Source organism: Actinomyces radicidentis (assembly GCF_001553565.1).
Classification (GTDB): domain Bacteria; phylum Actinomycetota; class Actinomycetes; order Actinomycetales; family Actinomycetaceae; genus Actinomyces; species Actinomyces radicidentis.
In genome coordinates, this window is sequence record NZ_CP014228.1 from 2,827,080 (window position 1) to 2,843,923 (window position 16,844).

Sequence of the window (16,844 nt, forward strand, 5' to 3'; positions counted from 1 at the left end):
AGGCGGGTCCTGGTGGCACGAACAGGAAGGCACAGGATGTCACTCCCTCCCACCCAGCCGGGGGCCACGGGCTCCCCGACCGGCCCGACGGTCCTCACGAGGCAGGTGCGCTACCAGTCCGACGGCGGGCTCCTCCTCGAGCACCTCGCCGCCGCCGGCCTCATCGCCACCACCCCCGACAACGCCGGCAGGGCCCGTCCGCTCGACTCCGTCCTCCTGGAGTCCGTCGACATCGCCACGAAGGTCTCCCGCACGACGATCGCCGTCCTCGAGGCCTCCGCCCGCCTCACCTGCGAGGGCGACACCGTCACCGTCGAGGCGCTCCCCCAGGCCGCCGCCGACGGCGAGGCGGCTATCGCCCGCGTCCGCGGAGCCCTGTCCGAGCACGTCACGGCCGAGGCCGCCGGATCGCTCGCCCTCACGATCCCGCCGGCTCCCGACGACGGCGCCCTCGAGGAGCGCGAGCGCCTCACCGCCCTGTCGACCATCGAGCCGCTGCGCGTCCTGGCCGGCGCCGAGGTGGACCACGAGCACCTGCCGCTGGAGGCCGGGGTCGTCGCCTTCGACTACCTCGCCACCATCGAGACCCTCCCCGAGGTCGCGCCGGGCGCCAACACCTGCCCCGACTACCTCTTCTACGACGCGCGGATCATCCTCGTCATCGACCACCCGACTCGGGCCGCGACCCTCGTGGGCGCGAGCGTCGACGCCGAGCAGCTCACCGCCCGCATGGACGAGCTGGCCGCCGCGATCGACGCGGTCGACGCGGAGGCCCTCGTCCGCGACGCGCAGCTGCGCCTCGCCGCCGTGGAGGACGCCCAGTCCCCGGGCGCGGCCCCCGGCTACACGCGCGCCCCGCGCCCCATCGTCCACGCCGTGCCCACGCAGTCCGACGCCGACTACGCCGCCGCCGTGGAGCGCCTCAAGGAGTCCATCTCCGCGGGCGACATCTACCAGGTGGTCCCCGCACGCGGCTTCACGATGCCCTGCCCGGACGCCCTGGCCGCCTACCACCAGCTGCGCGAGTCCAACCCGAGCCCCTACATGTTCTACGTGGGCGCCCCGGACTTCGAGCTCCTCGGCGCCTCCCCGGAGTCCGCGCTCCTCCACTCGGCGAAGACCGGCGACGTCGCCATCCGCCCCATCGCCGGCACCCGCCCCCGCGGGCTCAACCCGGACGGCTCGGTGGACCACGAGCGCGACACGCGCCTCGAGCTCGAGCTGCGCACGGACGCCAAGGAGGTCGCCGAGCACGTCATGCTCGTCGACCTGGCCCGCAACGACATCGCGCGCGTCTCCGTGCCCGGCACCCGACACGTCGACGTCCTCCTGCGCGTGGACCGGTACAGCCGCGTCATGCACCTCGTCTCCGAGGTGACCGGGACGCTCGCCCCCGACCTCGACGCGCTGGACGCCTTCCGCGCCTCGATGACGATGGGCACGCTCACCGGCGCCCCGAAGCTGCGCGCCGCCGAGCTCATCCGCAGTTGCGAGGGCGTGCGCCGGGGCTCCTACGGCGGCTCCGTGGGCTACGTCCGCGGCGACGGAGAGCTCGACACCTGCATCGTCATCCGCTCCGCCTTCGTCAAGGACGGCACGGCCCTCGTCCAGGCGGGCGCCGGCGTCGTCGCCGACTCGGTGCCCGAGCGCGAGGCCGCGGAGACCGTCCACAAGGCCTCCGCCGTCCTGCACGCCGTCGCCGAAGCCCAGTCGGCCACGCTCCTCATCGACACCGAGACCAGCACAGGGACCAGCACAGGGACCAGCAGAGGGACCAGCACAGGGACCGCCACCGATACCGGCGGAGCCGGCACCACCGAGGGCGCCATGACCGAGAGCAAGGAGGCCTGAGATGCGCGTCGTCCTCCTCGACAACCGCGACTCCTTCGTCTACAACCTCGTCGACCAGTTCGCCTCGCTCGGCGCCGCGATCGAGGTCTACCGCAACACCGTCCCCGCCAAGGTCGTCCTCGACGCCCTCGAGCCGACGGCGGAGGAGGCCGCCCGCGGGCAGCGCCCCGTCCTCGTCGTCTCCCCCGGTCCGGGCCACCCGCGCACGAGCGGCTGCCTCATGGAGCTCCTCGGGGCGGCGATCGAGCGCGGCATCCCGACGCTCGGGATCTGCCTCGGCTTCCAGGGCGTCGTCGAGGCCTGCGGCGGCACCGTCGACCGCGTCGGCCCCGTGCACGGCCGTTCCGTGCGCGTCGAGGTCACCGACGCCGGCCGGGCCGACCAGGCCTTCCAGGTGCTCGCCGGCGGCCCCCTCGACGTCGCCCGCTACCACTCGCTCGGCACCAAGTCGCTGCCCGAGTCCCTCGTGAGCCTCGCCGTCACGGACGCCGAGGACCCGGCCCAGGCCGGCATCGTCATGGCGGCCCGCCACCGCGAGCTGCCGGTCGTCGGCCTGCAGTTCCACCCCGAGTCCGTCCTCACCCCGAACGGCCCCGGGATCCTGCGGGCGCTGACCGCCGAGCTGACCACCTCCCGGGCGGACTGACCGGTCCCGCTCGAAGACACTGCGACGGCGCCCGGCCCGCTGGAACGAAGCCGGCAGCCCGAGGCCGGCCCCGACGTCGTCGCCCACCGACCACCCGACACCGCACCCCGCCAGAAGGGAACCCACCACCATGACCGCACCGACCGGGCCCACCGCGGACGAGCAGCAGGCTGAGGCCGCCCGCGTCCTCCTGCGCTCCACCGTCCAGGGCGAGCGCCTCTCCTTCGACGACGCCCGCGCCGTCTTCGCCGCCCTGTCCTCCGGCGTCTTCTCCGAGGTCGAGACCGCCGCCCTGCTGGCCGCCCTCCACGCCCGCGGCGAGACCGCGGACGAGGTCGCCGGCGCCGCCGACGCCTTCCGCGCCGCCGCCCGGCCCTTCCCCACGATCTCCAAGCCGCTCTTCGACGTCGTCGGCACCGGCGGCGACGGCGTCGGCACCATCAATGTCTCCACCGGCGCCGGCCTCACCGCCGCCTCCATGGGGCTCACCGTCGCCAAGCACGGCAACCGCGCTGTCTCCTCCAAGACCGGCGCCGCCGACGCCATCGCGGCGCTGGGCCTCCCGCTGGACCTCACCCCCGAGCAGGCCGCCTCGGTGCTCGAGAAGGACGGCTTCACCTTCCTCTTCGCGCAGGCCTACCACCCGGCCATGAAGTTCGTGGCCCCCGTGCGCGGAGCCCTCAGGACGCCGACGATCTTCAACATCCTCGGCCCGATCATCAACCCGGCCCGCCTCACCTACCAGGTCATGGGCGTCGCCGACGCCTCCAAGCTCGACATGATCGCCGAGACCCAGGTGCGCCTGGGCCGCGAGCGCGCCCTCGTCGTCAACGGCGCCGGCCTGGACGAGATCACCGTCCACGCCCCCACCACGATCCGCGAGATCGGCCCCGACGGCGTGCGCTCCTACGAGGTCACCCCCGAGGACCTCGGCGTGCGCACCCGCGACCTGTCCGAGATCCTGGGCGGCGAGCCCGAGGAGAACGGCCGCATCCTCCAGGAGGTCTTCGCCGGACGCGGCACCGAGGGCCACCGCGAGGTCATCGCCGTCAACACCGGAGCGCTCCTCTACCTGGCCGGCCGCGCCGCCACCCTCAAGGAGGGCACCGAGGCCGCCCTGGAGCAGCTGGCCTCGGGCAAGGTCGCCGATCGCCTCGAGACCATGACCAAGGACACCGCGGCGGCTCGCGAGGCCACTGCGACTGAGACCGGGAAGGACGCCTGATGACCCCTCGCAGCTCCGACCTCAAGCCCGTCGAGGAGCGGCTCATCGTCTCCGGCACGGTGCTCGACTCCATCGTCGAGGCGCGCCGCAAGCGCGTCCCCGAGCTCCGCGAGCGCTTCGGGCACCTGCGCGCCGAGGACCTGCCGCGCTCCGAGCGCTCCTTCTCCGCCGCCCTGCGCACCCGCAGCGGCGAGCACGCCAGCCCGCAGCCCTCGCTCATCCTCGAGTGCAAGTCCGCCTCGCCGTCGCTGGGCACGATCCGCGGACAGTACGACCCGGCCGAGCTCGCCGCCGCCTACGCGCCGTACGCCTCGGCGGTCTCCGTGCTCACCGAGCCCGACCGCTTCAACGGCTCCTTCGAGGACCTCGAGGCCGTCCGCGCCGTCGTCGACGTGCCGGTCCTGTGCAAGGACTTCATCGTCGACCCGGTCCAGGTGCTCGCCGCCCGGTCGCTCGGCGCCGACGCCATCCTCCTCATGCTGAGCGTCGTCCCCGACGACGTCTACCGCGAGCTCGCCGAGCTGGCCGCCTCGCTCGGCATGGAGGTCCTCACCGAGGTCTCCACCCACGAGGAGATGGAGCGCGCCAAGGCCCTCGGGGCTGAGGTCGTCGGCATCAACAACCGCGACCTGCGCACGCTGGCCACGGACATCGCCCGCACCGAGGAGTACGCACCCCTCGCCCCCGCCGGCGTCGTCCTCGTCGGCGAGTCCGGCGTCCAGAACGCCGACGACGTGCGCCGCCTCGCCGGCCTCGTCGACGCCCTCCTCATCGGCTCGTCGCTGGCCGCGAGCGAGGACCCGGGCGCCGTCGCCGCCTCCTTCGCCACCGCCGTCGCCGCCGCGGACGGGGCCGGCTCCTCCGCCTACCTCGAGGGCGGGCAGGACACCGGCGCCGGCGCGGCCGCGGACTTCGCGACGACGACGCCGGACCCGGCCCACGCCGTCGAGCGCGGCGACGGTGGCGGCGCGACCGGGCAGGAGGCCCTGCCGACCGACGGCTCCCCCGTCTCCGCCGGCTCCCAGCCCGCCGGGCGCGAGCACGGCGACCACCACCACCCGCGCCTGTCCGCGTACTTCGGCCCCTACGGCGGCCAGTACGTGCCCGAGCTCCTCGTCCCCGCCCTCGACCAGCTCGAGGACGCCTTCATCGAGGCGCAGAACGACCCGTCCTTCCACGCCGAGCTCGACGAGCTCATGACCAGGTACCTGGGCCGTCCCACCCCGGTGACCGAGCTGCGCAACCTCCCCCGCGAGGGCAACGCCCGCATCTTCATCAAGCGCGAGGACCTCGTCCACGGCGGCGCCCACAAGGGCAACCAGGTCCTCGGCCAGGCGCTCCTCGCCAAGCGCATGGGCAAGCACCGCATCATCGCGGAGACCGGCGCCGGCCAGCACGGCACCGCCACCGCCATGGTCTGCGCCCTGCTCGGTCTGGAGTGCACGATCTACATGGGCGCCACCGACGTCGTGCGGCAGGCCGCCAACGTCGAGCGCATGGAGCTCATGGGCGCGCACGTCGTCCCCGTGGCCTCCGGCGCCGGCACCCTCAAGGACGCCGTCAACGAGGCCCTGCGCGACTGGACCGCCTCCTTCAAGGAGTCGCACTACCTGCTCGGAACGGCCGCGGGACCGCACCCCTTCCCGACGATCGTCCACGAGTACCACCGCGTCATCTCCACCGAGGCGCGCGCCCAGATGCTCGAGATGACCGGCCGTCTACCCGACACGGTCCTCGCCTGCGTCGGCGGCGGCTCCAACGCCATCGGCATGTTCTCCGAGTTCGTCGACGACGAGGGCGTCGCGCTCGTCGGCGTCGAGCCGGCCGGCGAGGGCCTGGACACCCCGTACCACGGAGCCGCGATCAACGCCGGCAAGGTCGGCATCCTCCATGGAGCCCGCTCCTACCTCATGCGCACCGACGAGGGGCAGGTCGAGGAGTCCTTCTCCGTGTCCGCCGGCCTCGACTACCCGGGCGTCGGCCCCGAGCACGCGTGGCTCTCCGACTCCGGGCGCGCGCAGTACGTCGGCATCACCGACGACGAGGCCGTCGACGCCTTCGTCCAGCTCTCCCGCTGGGAGGGCATCATCCCGGCCCTGGAGTCCTCGCACGCCCTGGCGCAGGCGCTCAAGATCGCCCGCGAGACCCCGGCCGACGCCCCCACCCCGAACCTGCTCGTGTGCCTGTCCGGCCGCGGCGACAAGGACCTGAACCAGATCCGCATGCGTCTGGGCGGCTCCTTCTCCGAGGACGGCGCCGTCGCCCGCGCCGCCCGCATGGTCGAGGAGATGGGCAAGCGCACCGAGTACCTGGGCCTGGCCCAGAAGGAGGCCTGAGACATGTCCCGCTACCCGAAGATGTTCGAGCGCCTCACCGCCGCGGAGGAGGGCGCCTTCGTCCCCTTCGTCATGGTCGGCGACCCCGACCCGGAGCTCTCCGAGGCCGTCATCGAGGCCCTCATCGCCGGCGGCGCCGACGCACTCGAGCTCGGCGTGCCCTTCTCCGACCCGGTGGCCGACGGCCCCACGATCCAGCGCGCCCACCTGCGGGCCCTGGCCACCGGCGTCGGCTTCCGCGGCGCGCTCGCCGTCGTGGCGCGCGTGCGCGCCAAGCACCCCGAGCTGCCGATCGGCATGCTCATCTACGGCAACGTCCCCTTCGCCGTCGGGCTGGAGACCTTCTACTCCGAGTGCGCCGCCGTCGGCATCGACTCGGTCCTCCTGCCGGACATCCCCGTGCGCGAGGGCGGGCCCTTCTCGCAGGCGGCCGAGGCCGCCGGGATCGACGCCGTCTACATCGCCCCGCCGAGCGCCTCGGAGGAGACCCTCGACGACGTCGCCCGCACCTCGCGCGGCTACGTCTACGCCGTCTCCCGCGCCGGCGTCACCGGCACCGAGACCGAGTCCTCGACCGTCGGGCTGGCCGAGTCCGTGGCCCGACTGCGCGAGGACGCGGCCGCCCCGGTCATGCTCGGCTTCGGCATCTCGCGGCCCGAGCACGTGGCCGAGGCGATCGCGGCGGGCGCCGACGGCGCCATCTCGGGCTCCGCGACGGTCAAGGTCGTCGAGGCGCACGCCGCTGCGCTCCTTGCCACCGAGCCGGGCTCTGCGGAGCGGGAGCGCGAGCTCAAGGCCCTGAGCGAGGAGCTCGCCGCCTTCGTCGCCTCCATGAAGGCCGCCACACGCCGCTGATCATCACCGCCGAGATCGGGACATCCTGACCGCGAGATCGGTCGATCGCCGTGCTCAGTTCGGTCCGGCACCGTCCAGGCCTCCAGCCCTCGGCGCTGACCTCGTACCTCCGCCCCTGAGACCACCAGCAAGGGTGGTGCTCTCCGGGGCGGAGATACGAGCTCGGCGGGCCCTGCACGCGACGCACCTGACGCAGGGCGGCGCACCACGATCCGCGCTCACCCGCCCGGTAGGGTCGGCGCCATGGCCTCACTCCTGGACAGGATCCTCCGCGTCGTCGGCCGTTCCGCGCGCGACGCCGTCACCGACGTCGTCCGCGACGAGCTCGAGCAGCGCACCGGTACGGGTCGCAAGCGGTCGTCGAGCACCGGCTCCAGCCGCAGGGCCTCGGGCAGCTCCACGCACCCCCGCTCGGGGAGCGCCCGCGGGCGTTCCGCCTCCGGCACTCGGACGGGGACGTCGCCAAGCACCGGAGGTCACGCCCCGGTCGGCGTGTACGACGTCGCCTCGCTCGGGCTGCCGCGCTTCCGGTACCAGCCGGACCCGGACGGCGACGCCGATCCCGGGGAGGTCGTGTGGACCTGGGTGCCCTACGAGGAGGACACGAGCAAGGGCAAGGACCGTCCCGTCCTCGTCCTCTCCCGGCAGGGCGGCAGGCTCGTCGTCGCCCAGCTCACGAGCAAGGACCACGACGTCGACGCCGAGCAGGAGGCCCGCTGGGGCCGCTACTGGCACGACGTCGGCACCGGCGCCTGGGACAAGCAGGGCCGGCCGTCCGAGGTGCGCCTCGACCGTCTGCTGCTCATCGACCCGGCGGCCGTGCGCCGTGAGGGCGCCACGATGGACCGCACGACCTTCGACGGCGTCGTCTCCGCCCTGCGCCGGCACTGGTCCTGAGCGACCGCATGTTCTCGCGTGTCGCCCACGGCGGGGGACGCCCTCCGGATGCCGCCAACGCCACAGGATCTTCGACACAAGACTCGAGACGACCTTGACATGCGTCACACAAGCACTGAAACTATGACCACGCTCACCATCTATCAAACGAGATACCACGCGTCGTCACAGCATCGCTACTATTCTCGCCCCCGCCTTACTGGCCTTCAGTGCCGCCCTTGCACCGACGGCGTCCGCCGCAGACTCCCCGGTGCCCGACGACGCAACCCAGTGGGGTTCCATCATGATCGGAGACCGCTCCGCGAGCTCGACCGCCGCGCTGACCGACACCGGTGCCACACCGTCATGGGTGGTGGGATCGAGCACCGTGGGCGTCGCCGGCGGAACATGGAGTTACGGAACGAACTCGACGATCGTCTGGTCGAGGTACTTGCACCCAACTCGATACCACGGCTCCTCGGTCACCACGTATGACGGCGGAATCACCGTGAGAAGCGCCGTCACTCTCCCTGGACGCTGGTCCAACGCCCAGGTTCGGCGCTCACCCAGCCAGAACGAGGCCTACTACTGGCTCTCCTGAAGTGCTCGGCCTTGGGGCGGTTCAGCGTCCGACGGCCCCGGGCAAGCAACTCACGAATTGGAGCGGCACTGTGACGATCCTGCCCAGGATAGCCTGGATCCTCGTCCTCACCACAAGTCTCGCGACGATCCTCCTCGTCCCGAGAGGCTTTGACTATCTCTATCCAGCGGACGCGACCGGGCAGATTCTCATCAGTGGGACGGGCGTGGCAGCAAGCAACCTCGAGGCCCTCGCTACCAAGCACGGGGTTGAGGTTGGCAAGGTACTTGTGCGGGCGGATGTCGCCGTGGTCCCCGGCAAGAACGAGACCACCTACACCACCCAGATAGTCTCTTCCCTTGGTGAGTCACACCGCGAAGGGAGCCAGCAGTTCGGCCACTCGTTCTTCCTTCCTGGCTCCCTCGTCTACGAAAGCGCCACACCACAGGGCGACGCGCTCGGCCGTTGGATCGTGATCGGGTCGGACGAGTCTGTCGCGGCCTTTGTCAGCGACGCAACCTCAATCTGGGGTCAGGCGATCACGTCATCAAGCGTGCTGCGGACGGGCGATGTCGTCCGAGAGGCGTTGTCCTCGCCGCTGGGGCGGAGCCTGGTCCTCGCGGAGCTCACCCTGACGCTCGTCATCGTGATCACCATCACCTCACGGCCAGCGGCCTTCAGAAGCAGCCTCCTCGCAGGCCGCTCGCGGAGCAGGATGCTCCTGCACGAACTGAGGACTACGGCCGTATCATCGGTCCGGTGGGTCCTGCTCCCGCTCGGCGCCCTTGCCGCAACCGTCTACGTCGACCGCACCAACGCGTCCACGCTCCTCACCGTCAACCGGATGGTCACCGAGCTCCTCGCCGCTGCCGGTGTCTTGACGATCCTGGCGACCATCATCGGCGCTTGCGGCGGCTTGGCCTTACTCGCGCTCACCTCACGCGGCCGAACCATGGGGCGGCCGACTCCGAGCCGTCGAACGCGCACCGTCCTCGCCGCCGGTACGACCGCGGCAGCACTGCTCCTCGTGTGGAGCTACGCCTCATCAAGCACTGCGGTGAGCCTCGACGTGGCGAACGATCGAGCCTCACGTGACCAGGCGCAGGCACAGGAAGAACTCCCTGCCGCCTACGCCCTGGCGTTCTGGAATCTCTCTGAACCCACCTTCTCCAGCCTCTCCTCCGATATCAGTTCCTTCGCGCACGAGGCGGAGGCGACCAGTTCACTCGTCATCGCCTGGACGGTGCCCGACGACACGACACCGGACGCGAGCGGACCGCCCACGATATTCCTTAACAACGCCGCAGCCGCCTCCTACGGGCTAGCCACCGTGAGTCCCTCAGAAATGGTCGTCTACCGGCCCGGAGTCATCGCGAGCCAGGACGGGGCGCTGCGCACCCTCATGGCCGACAACGCCGCCCTGCAGCGACACTTCGGCTCCACGCTCACAGAGCCCTTGATCTCGATCCGAGACCAGGCTGACGCAATCGCGAAGCTGCCCGCGACGCTCCCGCGCGCCACCTACTCACTCAGCGGGACACAGGTGACGAGTCAAGATTGCCTCATCGTCGTCATCCCGGACGGCTACCTCGCCGCGACCAACCTGCTAGCCGCGATGACACAGGGCGGAGCAGTGATCAGCTCCGCCCAGGGAGACCCGCTCGAGACACTCACGATGAACGGCCTCGGCAGCGCCATCTCGCGCATCGACGCCGTCGGTGTTGACCACACAGCAACCGTGCATTCCACCACGGAGCGTCTGATCCTCGACTCTCTCGTGCTCCTCGTATCGGGTGGCGCCGCAGTCATCGCGATGGGGCTGTCCGCACGCTCATGGACCCGGGTCTCGGCGTCTCAGCGGGAAATGGACGCGCTCCTCGGGCGCCGTTCCAACGCTCGGCTCGTCGTCGGGCTCTCGGCAGCCGCCCTCCTGCTGCTCGTGCTGCCGCTACTGAACGATACGACACCCTTTCTCGCGGCCTGCGAGGCGGTGTGCGCACTCGGTGTCCTTGGCGCCATCGTCATCGGCGGTCAGGCGTCCCTCGTCCGCTCACGACCTGGCCGGAGGCATATCAGTGTCTGACGTCATCACCACCACAGACCTCACCATCACTCGCGACGGGCGTCGACTCGTCACCCATCTGAGCACATCCGTCGCGCCAGCGAGCTCGACGGCCATTACCGGCCCGAACGGCTCGGGCAAGTCCACTCTCGCGTGGTGCCTCAGCCTCCACGACGACGACTACGAGGGCCACATCACCCTAGACGGAGTCAACGCCCGCAACCTTTCACCACGAGACCGACGCAGGCTCCACCGAGGGGGCATCGCGCTCCAACCCCAGAGCCTTCTCCTCGAGGACGCGTGGACGGTGGAGCGAGTGCTCACACACGGAGCGTGGGCAGTGGGAGTCTCCCGGCGGCGAAGGTCGGAGAGCGTCGCCGCTGTGGTCGATCGCATGGGTCTGGCGGACTTGCGCAGGACACGCGTCGGTCTGCTCAGCGGCGGAGAGCGCCTGCGCGTGGCACTCGCCCGAACCCGCCTCATGACCGAGCCTCGCCTCGTCGTACTCGACGAGCCAACAGCAGGAGCGGACGACGAACTCACCGGTCTCGTCCTGGAGCTGGTCGCTGACTGGACGGCGCAGGGGGCGGCGACGGTGATCGTCACCCATGACCCACGGCTTATCGCGCGCGCAGGGCAGGAGCTCAGGCTCGGGGGCGCCCCTGACGCGCAGGCACGGCTGGTACCCGCCACCCTGCCCGAGCACCGCCGCGCCTGACCGTGCACGTCGACACCGCCGCAGTCCAGCGCGACGGACCGATCTGTCTGGTGGCCGGACGGTGAGCCCGTTTTGACGCACCTCACGCCGTGGGCGCCGGGGCAGCCCGGGACCTCCTAGGCGGTGACTGGTAAAGTTCTCGACTGGACCTCTGGCCTGGCCGGCTTCGGGGTCCGGCGACCGGGCCTCGCCGGGTGCTTCCACCACCTACGTCAAGCCCGTGGCGCGAACCCTCTTTCCGGCCATTGACCAATCACGATCGAGAAGGCAACTTTCACAGTGGCGAACATCAAGTCCCAGATCAAGCGCATCAAGACCAACGAGAAGGCCCGCCTGCGCAACAAGTCCGTCAAGTCCGAGCTCAAGACCTACGTGCGCCGCACGCGCGAGGCCGTCGAGGCCGGCGACAAGGCCGCCGCCGAGGAGGCCCTCAAGAAGGCCTCCCGCAAGCTGGACAAGGCCGTCTCCAAGGGCGTCATCCACAAGAACCAGGCCGCGAACCGCAAGTCGAAGCTGGCCAAGCGCGTCGCCTCCATCTGAGAGCCGCGCACCGGAGCCGGGCCCAGCCCGCTCCACCACGACGCTGAAGGGCGCCTCCCGATCGGGAGGCGCCCTTCGTCGTACAGCCCCGCCCCGGACCGCTCACCCGTGCCGACACGGCCCGCCAGCCCCCCCGATCAACGAGGTGGGGCCGGGACCGCTCGCGCCACCCCAGGAGCGCGTATAGTCCGAGCCACGAGCGAGAGCTCGCGTGCTCTGGGGTCGGTGAAACTCCGAACCGGCGGTGATAGTCCGCGACCCGAGCGCCGCATGGCGCCCGGTTGACCAGGTGGAACTCCTGGACCGACGGTCAAAGTCCGGATGGGAAGCGCACGCAAGGTCCTCCGACGTCTCCTGGCGGTCGGCTCGCGGCTTCACGCCGTGGCGTCCCAGGGGTGGCGCCGTGACCTCCCCAGGGCACCTGCCTGAGGGGAGACGACGTGGACCGGTTCACGGGCGAGGAGGAGCGCGCGATGCGGCGCGCCCTCGAGGCAGCGCGTGCTCCGGGCGTCCCCCAGGGTCCCAACCCCCGCGTCGGCTGCGTCATCCTCGACCCTCAGGGCCGCGAGCTCGCCCGGGGGCACCACCGAGGATCCGGGACGCCCCACGCTGAGACCGACGCCCTCGCGCGGCTCCGGGGCCGAGCCCGGGGCGCGACGGCGGTCGTCACCCTCGAGCCCTGCGCCCACACCGGCCGAACCGGCCCCTGCGCCCGCGCCCTCATCGACGCCGGCGTCGCACGCGTCGTCTACGCGCTCGCCGACCCCAACCCGGTCGCCGCAGGCGGCGCCGAGGTCCTCCGCGCGGCCGGCGTCGACGTCGCCGTCGGTCTTCTCGCCGACGAGGCGCGCGACCTCAACCGCGGATGGCTCCACGGCCTCGCCCACGGCCGCCCACTCGTCACCTGGAAGCTCGCTGCCTCCCTGGACGGCCGGCTCGCCGCCGCCGACGGCACGAGCCAGTGGATCACCTCCGCCACCGCACGCCGTGACGCGCAGCACCTCCGCGCACAGTGCGACGCCATCATGATCGGCACGGGTACGGCGCTGGCTGACGACCCCTCGCTCACGGTGCGCGACGAGCGCGGAGTCCCCGCTCCGCGGGCCGCTCAGCCGCTCCGTGTGGTCGTCGGCACGCGCGAGCTCCCTCACGACGCGCGGCTCCGTGATGACGCCGCCCCGTTGGTCATCCTCCGGGACGGTCCGGCCACGGGGCTGGCCGAGCTGTGGGAGCGGGGCGTGCGGCACGTCCTGCTCGAGGGCGGCCCCACCCTCGCGGCGTCGATGGTCCGCGCGGGCCTCGTCGACGAGGTGGTCGCCTACGTGGCCCCCGTCCTGCTGGGCGACGGGCCGAATGCCGTCCACAGCCTGGGCCTCAGCTCGATCGACGAGGCCCTGCGGCTCTGCGAGCCCGAGGCCGTCGTCCTGGGCGAGGGCGCCGAGCTCACCGTCCGGCTGCGCGGCCGTCTGCCCGCGCTGGGCGCTCCACTGACCACCGACGTCGTCGAGACGTCGGCACCGACCAGAGACAAGTGACCAGGAGGTCAAGGATGTTCACAGGAATCATCGAGGAGCTCGGGGAGGTCAGCGCGCTCGCCGTCGACGGCGACTCCGCCCGACTCACCGTGACCGGGACGCGAACCGTCTCCGCCGCCATGAGCGAGGGGGCGTCGTTGGCCGTCAACGGGTGCTGCCTCACGGCGACCAGCATCGAGCAGGACCGGCTCACCGCCGACCTCATGGCCGAGACGCTGCGGCGCACCAGTCTGGGCGACCTCCGGCCAGGGGACCCGGTCAACCTCGAGCGGGCGGTGCAGGTGACCGGTCGCCTCGACGGCCACATCGTCCAGGGGCACGTCGACGGCACGGGCACGATCCTCGAGCGCCGTCACGAGCCGCGCTGGGACCTCCTGCGCGTCTCCGTGCCGCAGGACCTGCTGCGCTACGTCGCCGTCAAGGGGTCGGTCGCCGTGGACGGGGTCTCCCTCACCGTCGTCGACGTCGAGGACGCACGCCCGGGCGCGGGCTCGACCGCGGTGCCCGCCGGGGGCGGCAGCCTCACGGTCTCCCTCATCCCGGAGACCCTGGCCCGCACGACGCTCGGTTCCAAGGAGGCCGGCGAGCGCGTCAACCTTGAGGTGGACGTCGTCGCGAAGTACGTCGAGCGCCTGCTCACCGCGGGAGAGGAGTCGGCACGATGACCAGCATGACGAGTACTCCGACGGCCGAGGGCGGCGCCGACGCTCCCGCTGGTGCGCGCGCCTCCGAGGCTCCGGGCTCCTCCACGAGCACCCGGGCGGTCGTGGCCGCGCTGGCGACCCTCGCCGCGGGCGGCATGGTCGTCGTCAGCGATGACGCGTCCCGCGAGAACGAGGCCGACCTCATCCTCGGCGCGGCGACCGCCACGACGGAGCAGCTCGGCTTCATGGTCCGGCACTCGTCGGGGATCATCTGCGTCCCGATGCGCTCCCCGCGGCTCGCCGAGCTCGGCATCCCCATGATGACCGCGACCAACACGGATCCCCACGAGACCGCCTTCACCGTCTCGACCGACGCCAGGGTCGGCGTCACGACGGGAATCAGCGCCGCCGACCGTGCGCGCACCATCCGGCTGCTCGCCGCCGACGGCACCGTCCCCGGGGACCTCGTCCACCCCGGTCACGTCTTCCCCCTGCGGGCCCGGCCCGGTGGCGTCCTCGAGCGCCGCGGCCACACCGAGGCGGCGGTGGACCTGGTGCGCATGGCAGGTGCCGGCGAGGTCGGCGTCCTCGTCGAGCTCGTCGACGACGACGGCGCGCTCCGCAAGGGCGAGGAGGTCCTCGCCTTCGCCGCGGAGCACGGACTTCCCCACCTCACCATCGAGGACATCGTCACCTACCGGTGGACGCACGAGCGGCTCGTCGAGGAGGTCGTCACCACCGGGCTGCCGACCCGGTACGGCACCTTCACCGCACACGGATTCCGTGGTCCCCTGGGCGAGGAGGTCGTCGTCCTCACCTGCGGGCGGCCCGAGGCCTCCGACGCGCCGCTCGTCCGGGTCCACTCCGGGTGCCTGACGGGCGACGTCCTCGGCTCGTCGCGCTGCGACTGCGGCGCGCAGCTCGACGAGGCGCTCCGCCTCCTGCAGGAGGCCGGGGACGGCGTCCTCGTCTACCTTCCCTCGCACGAGGGACGCGGCATCGGGCTGCTCGCGAAGCTGCGGGCTTACGCGCTCCAGGAGCAGGGGCTCGACACGGTCGACGCGAACCTTGAGCTCGGGCTGCCCGTCGACGCGCGCCGGTACGGGTCGGCGGCGCAGGCGCTGCTTGCGCTCGGCGTCGACCGCGTGCGGCTCATCACCAACAACCCGTCCAAGGTCACGGCGCTGCGATCGCTCGGCATCGACGTCGTCGGGACCGTCGAGCGCCCGGCGCACGCGACGAGGGATAACCTCGCCTACCTGCGTGCGAAGGGCGAGCGCATGGGGCACCACCTGGACCTCGGTGACGCCGCTGATCGCGCCGCGATCGGGTCGGAGGTGCTCCGGTGAGCGGGTCGGGAGCACCTCGGGTCTCAGCCGTGGACGGTCACGACCTCGAGGTCGTCATCGTCGCCTCGACCTGGCACGACCAGGTGATGAACGGTCTCATCGCCGGAGCGCGGCGCGCGCTCGACGAGTACGGCGCGGGCCACCGGCTCGTCCGCGCCGTCGGGTCCTTCGAGCTGCCGCTGGTCGCCCAGGCGGCGCTCAGGACCGGGGCCGATGCCGTCGTCGCCCTGGGAGTCGTCATCCGGGGCGGGACACCGCACTTCGACTACGTGTGCCGAGCGGCGACGGACGGGCTCCTGCGCGTCGGTCTCGGCGCCGGCGCGCCCGTCGGGTTCGGCCTGCTCACCTGCGACGACGAGGAGCAGGCGCTCGATCGCGCCGGTCTCCCGGGCTCGCACGAGGACAAGGGCTATGAGGCCGCTCAGGCCGCTGTGAGCTCGGTCCTGACGCTGCGCTCCCTGGCCGGGCAGGTGCAGGAGCGCTAGCGCCGCGTCGCGGCCGGCCCTCCGCGCTGGGGCAGGCGCCCGCGCCGCGCGTTGCAGATCGTGAGCACGGCGCGTTCGACGGCGTGGACCGGGTCCCGGGACTCGCCCTTGACCTCGGCGTCGGCCCGGGCGACGGCCATGATGGCGACGGCGAGGGCGTCGTCGGACCAGCCGGAGAGCTCGCGGCGCGCGCGGTCCACCTGCCACGGCGCCATGCCGAGGTCCTTGGCGGAGACGTTGCGCCGGCCGCCCATGGCGGCGACGCGGGCGAGCTGACGGATCTTCATGGCCAGCGCCGCGACGATCGGCACCGGGTCCGTTCCCGTGGCGATGGCGTGGCGCAGCGCGGTGATCGCCTTGGCGACGTTGCCCGCCGCGGCGGCGTCGGCGACGGTGAAGCCCGTCGCCTCGAAGCGACCCGCGTAGTAGGTGTTCACCTGGGCGAGGGTGATGGTGCCTCCGGTGTCCGCCGTGTCGGCGACGAGCTGGGCGACGGCGCTGGTGAGCTCGCGCAGGTCGTTGCCGAGGGCGTCGACGAGGGCGCCGACGGCCTCCGGATCGATGGAGCGTCCGGCGCGCCGGGCGTCCGCGGTGACGACGGCGGCCTTGTCCTTCGGGGACTTGACGGCCTCGATCGTGCACACGGGGTACGGGGAGGCGGCGATCGCGTCGAGGAGCTTCTTGCCGCGCTGGCCCCCGTTGTGCCTCAGGACGACGTTGACGTCGGGGTCGGCGTGGTCGAGGTAGGCGAGGAGGTCGGTGCGCAGGGCGTCCGTCATCTGCTCGAGGGCGGGGACGTGGACGAGCTTGGGCTCGCCGAAGAGGGAGGGTGACACGAGGGCGTCGAGCTGGTGCGCCTCGTAGGTGGAGGCCTCGAGGGTGGAGACCTCGGTGGTGGGGTCCTTCTTGCGGGCCTGCGCGATGAGGCGGCTGACGGCGCGGTCCCCGAGGACCTCCTCCCCCGCGCGCACGAGGACGACGGGCGCGAGCTCGACCTTGTCCCAGGTGGGGCCGGCGGGCGCGGTGCGCCCGGACCGGGAGCCTCGGGAGGAGCGTGCGGGTGCCATGGCCCAAGACTGCCACGAGGCACCGACACGAACCGAGCCGGTGCGGCGGTATCGGCTCACGGGCACCGCCCGCTC

General features: G+C 72.1%; 15 protein-coding genes and 1 riboswitch. Of the genes, 14 read left to right on the forward strand and 1 reads right to left on the reverse strand.

Annotated elements, in window-relative coordinates; genetic code table 11:
• Nucleotides 1–36: 36 nt before the first annotated feature.
• From AXF14_RS11960 to ribH, 14 genes are all read left to right on the forward strand, one after another.
• A complete protein-coding gene (locus tag AXF14_RS11960) occupies nucleotides 37–1,851 on the forward strand; it encodes an anthranilate synthase component 1 (RefSeq protein WP_067943515.1) in 1,815 nt (604 codons plus the stop codon).
• A gap of 1 nt (nucleotide 1,852) precedes the next feature.
• Complete coding sequence (locus AXF14_RS11965; protein WP_067943518.1) at nucleotides 1,853–2,497, forward strand: anthranilate synthase component II; 645 nt, start codon at nucleotides 1,853–1,855, stop codon at nucleotides 2,495–2,497.
• 130 nt (nucleotides 2,498–2,627) lie between these two features.
• Nucleotides 2,628–3,722 (forward strand): anthranilate phosphoribosyltransferase, encoded by a 1,095-nt coding sequence (gene trpD / locus AXF14_RS11970; protein ID WP_067943520.1) that lies wholly within the window; start codon nucleotides 2,628–2,630, stop codon nucleotides 3,720–3,722.
• Complete coding sequence (trpB, locus tag AXF14_RS11975) at nucleotides 3,722–6,058, forward strand: tryptophan synthase subunit beta (RefSeq protein WP_067943522.1); 2,337 nt, start codon at nucleotides 3,722–3,724, stop codon at nucleotides 6,056–6,058. Before trpD ends, trpB begins: the two co-directional genes overlap by 1 nt.
• Before the next feature lie 3 nt (nucleotides 6,059–6,061).
• Entirely contained in the window at nucleotides 6,062–6,913 is an 852-nt protein-coding gene (gene trpA, locus AXF14_RS11980; protein WP_067943524.1) for a tryptophan synthase subunit alpha, read from the forward strand.
• Nucleotides 6,914–7,156: 243 nt separating this feature from the next.
• Nucleotides 7,157–7,810, forward strand: a complete 654-nt coding sequence (locus AXF14_RS11985) for a type II toxin-antitoxin system PemK/MazF family toxin (protein WP_067943526.1) — start codon at nucleotides 7,157–7,159, stop codon at nucleotides 7,808–7,810.
• Nucleotides 7,811–8,093: 283 nt separating this feature from the next.
• Nucleotides 8,094–8,390 (forward strand): lactococcin 972 family bacteriocin, encoded by a 297-nt coding sequence (locus tag AXF14_RS14930; RefSeq protein ID WP_417862799.1) that lies wholly within the window; start codon nucleotides 8,094–8,096, stop codon nucleotides 8,388–8,390.
• Nucleotides 8,391–8,460: 70 nt separating this feature from the next.
• Nucleotides 8,461–10,452 (forward strand): hypothetical protein, encoded by a 1,992-nt coding sequence (locus AXF14_RS14030; RefSeq protein WP_067943528.1) that lies wholly within the window; start codon nucleotides 8,461–8,463, stop codon nucleotides 10,450–10,452.
• Nucleotides 10,445–11,149, forward strand: coding sequence for an ATP-binding cassette domain-containing protein (locus tag AXF14_RS11995; protein WP_067943530.1), 705 nt, complete (start codon nucleotides 10,445–10,447; stop codon nucleotides 11,147–11,149). The genes AXF14_RS14030 and AXF14_RS11995 overlap by 8 nt, the downstream gene beginning before the upstream one ends.
• A 279-nt stretch (nucleotides 11,150–11,428) precedes the next feature.
• Nucleotides 11,429–11,689, forward strand: a complete 261-nt coding sequence (gene rpsT, locus AXF14_RS12000; protein WP_067943532.1) for a 30S ribosomal protein S20 — start codon at nucleotides 11,429–11,431, stop codon at nucleotides 11,687–11,689.
• Between the two features lie 207 nt (nucleotides 11,690–11,896).
• Nucleotides 11,897–12,027: riboswitch (FMN riboswitch) on the forward strand.
• A 102-nt stretch (nucleotides 12,028–12,129) separates the two neighbouring features.
• Nucleotides 12,130–13,224, forward strand: a complete 1,095-nt coding sequence (gene ribD / locus AXF14_RS12005) for a bifunctional diaminohydroxyphosphoribosylaminopyrimidine deaminase/5-amino-6-(5-phosphoribosylamino)uracil reductase RibD (protein ID WP_236755639.1) — start codon at nucleotides 12,130–12,132, stop codon at nucleotides 13,222–13,224.
• A 14-nt stretch (nucleotides 13,225–13,238) separates the two neighbouring features.
• A complete protein-coding gene (locus AXF14_RS12010; protein WP_067943534.1) occupies nucleotides 13,239–13,889 on the forward strand; it encodes a riboflavin synthase in 651 nt (216 codons plus the stop codon).
• Nucleotides 13,886–15,217 (forward strand): 3,4-dihydroxy-2-butanone-4-phosphate synthase, encoded by a 1,332-nt coding sequence (ribB, locus tag AXF14_RS12015; protein ID WP_236755648.1) that lies wholly within the window; start codon nucleotides 13,886–13,888, stop codon nucleotides 15,215–15,217. The genes AXF14_RS12010 and ribB overlap by 4 nt, the downstream gene beginning before the upstream one ends.
• A 29-nt stretch (nucleotides 15,218–15,246) precedes the next feature.
• Nucleotides 15,247–15,702: a 6,7-dimethyl-8-ribityllumazine synthase gene (ribH, locus tag AXF14_RS12020; protein WP_241270783.1), complete on the forward strand. Its 456-nt coding sequence runs from the start codon at nucleotides 15,247–15,249 to the stop codon at nucleotides 15,700–15,702.
• On the opposite strand, the gene holA is transcribed toward ribH, so the two are convergent.
• A complete protein-coding gene (gene holA / locus AXF14_RS12025; protein ID WP_067943539.1) occupies nucleotides 15,699–16,769 on the reverse strand; it encodes a DNA polymerase III subunit delta in 1,071 nt (356 codons plus the stop codon). The genes ribH and holA overlap by 4 nt on opposite strands.
• Between the last annotated feature and the right edge of the window lie 75 nt (nucleotides 16,770–16,844).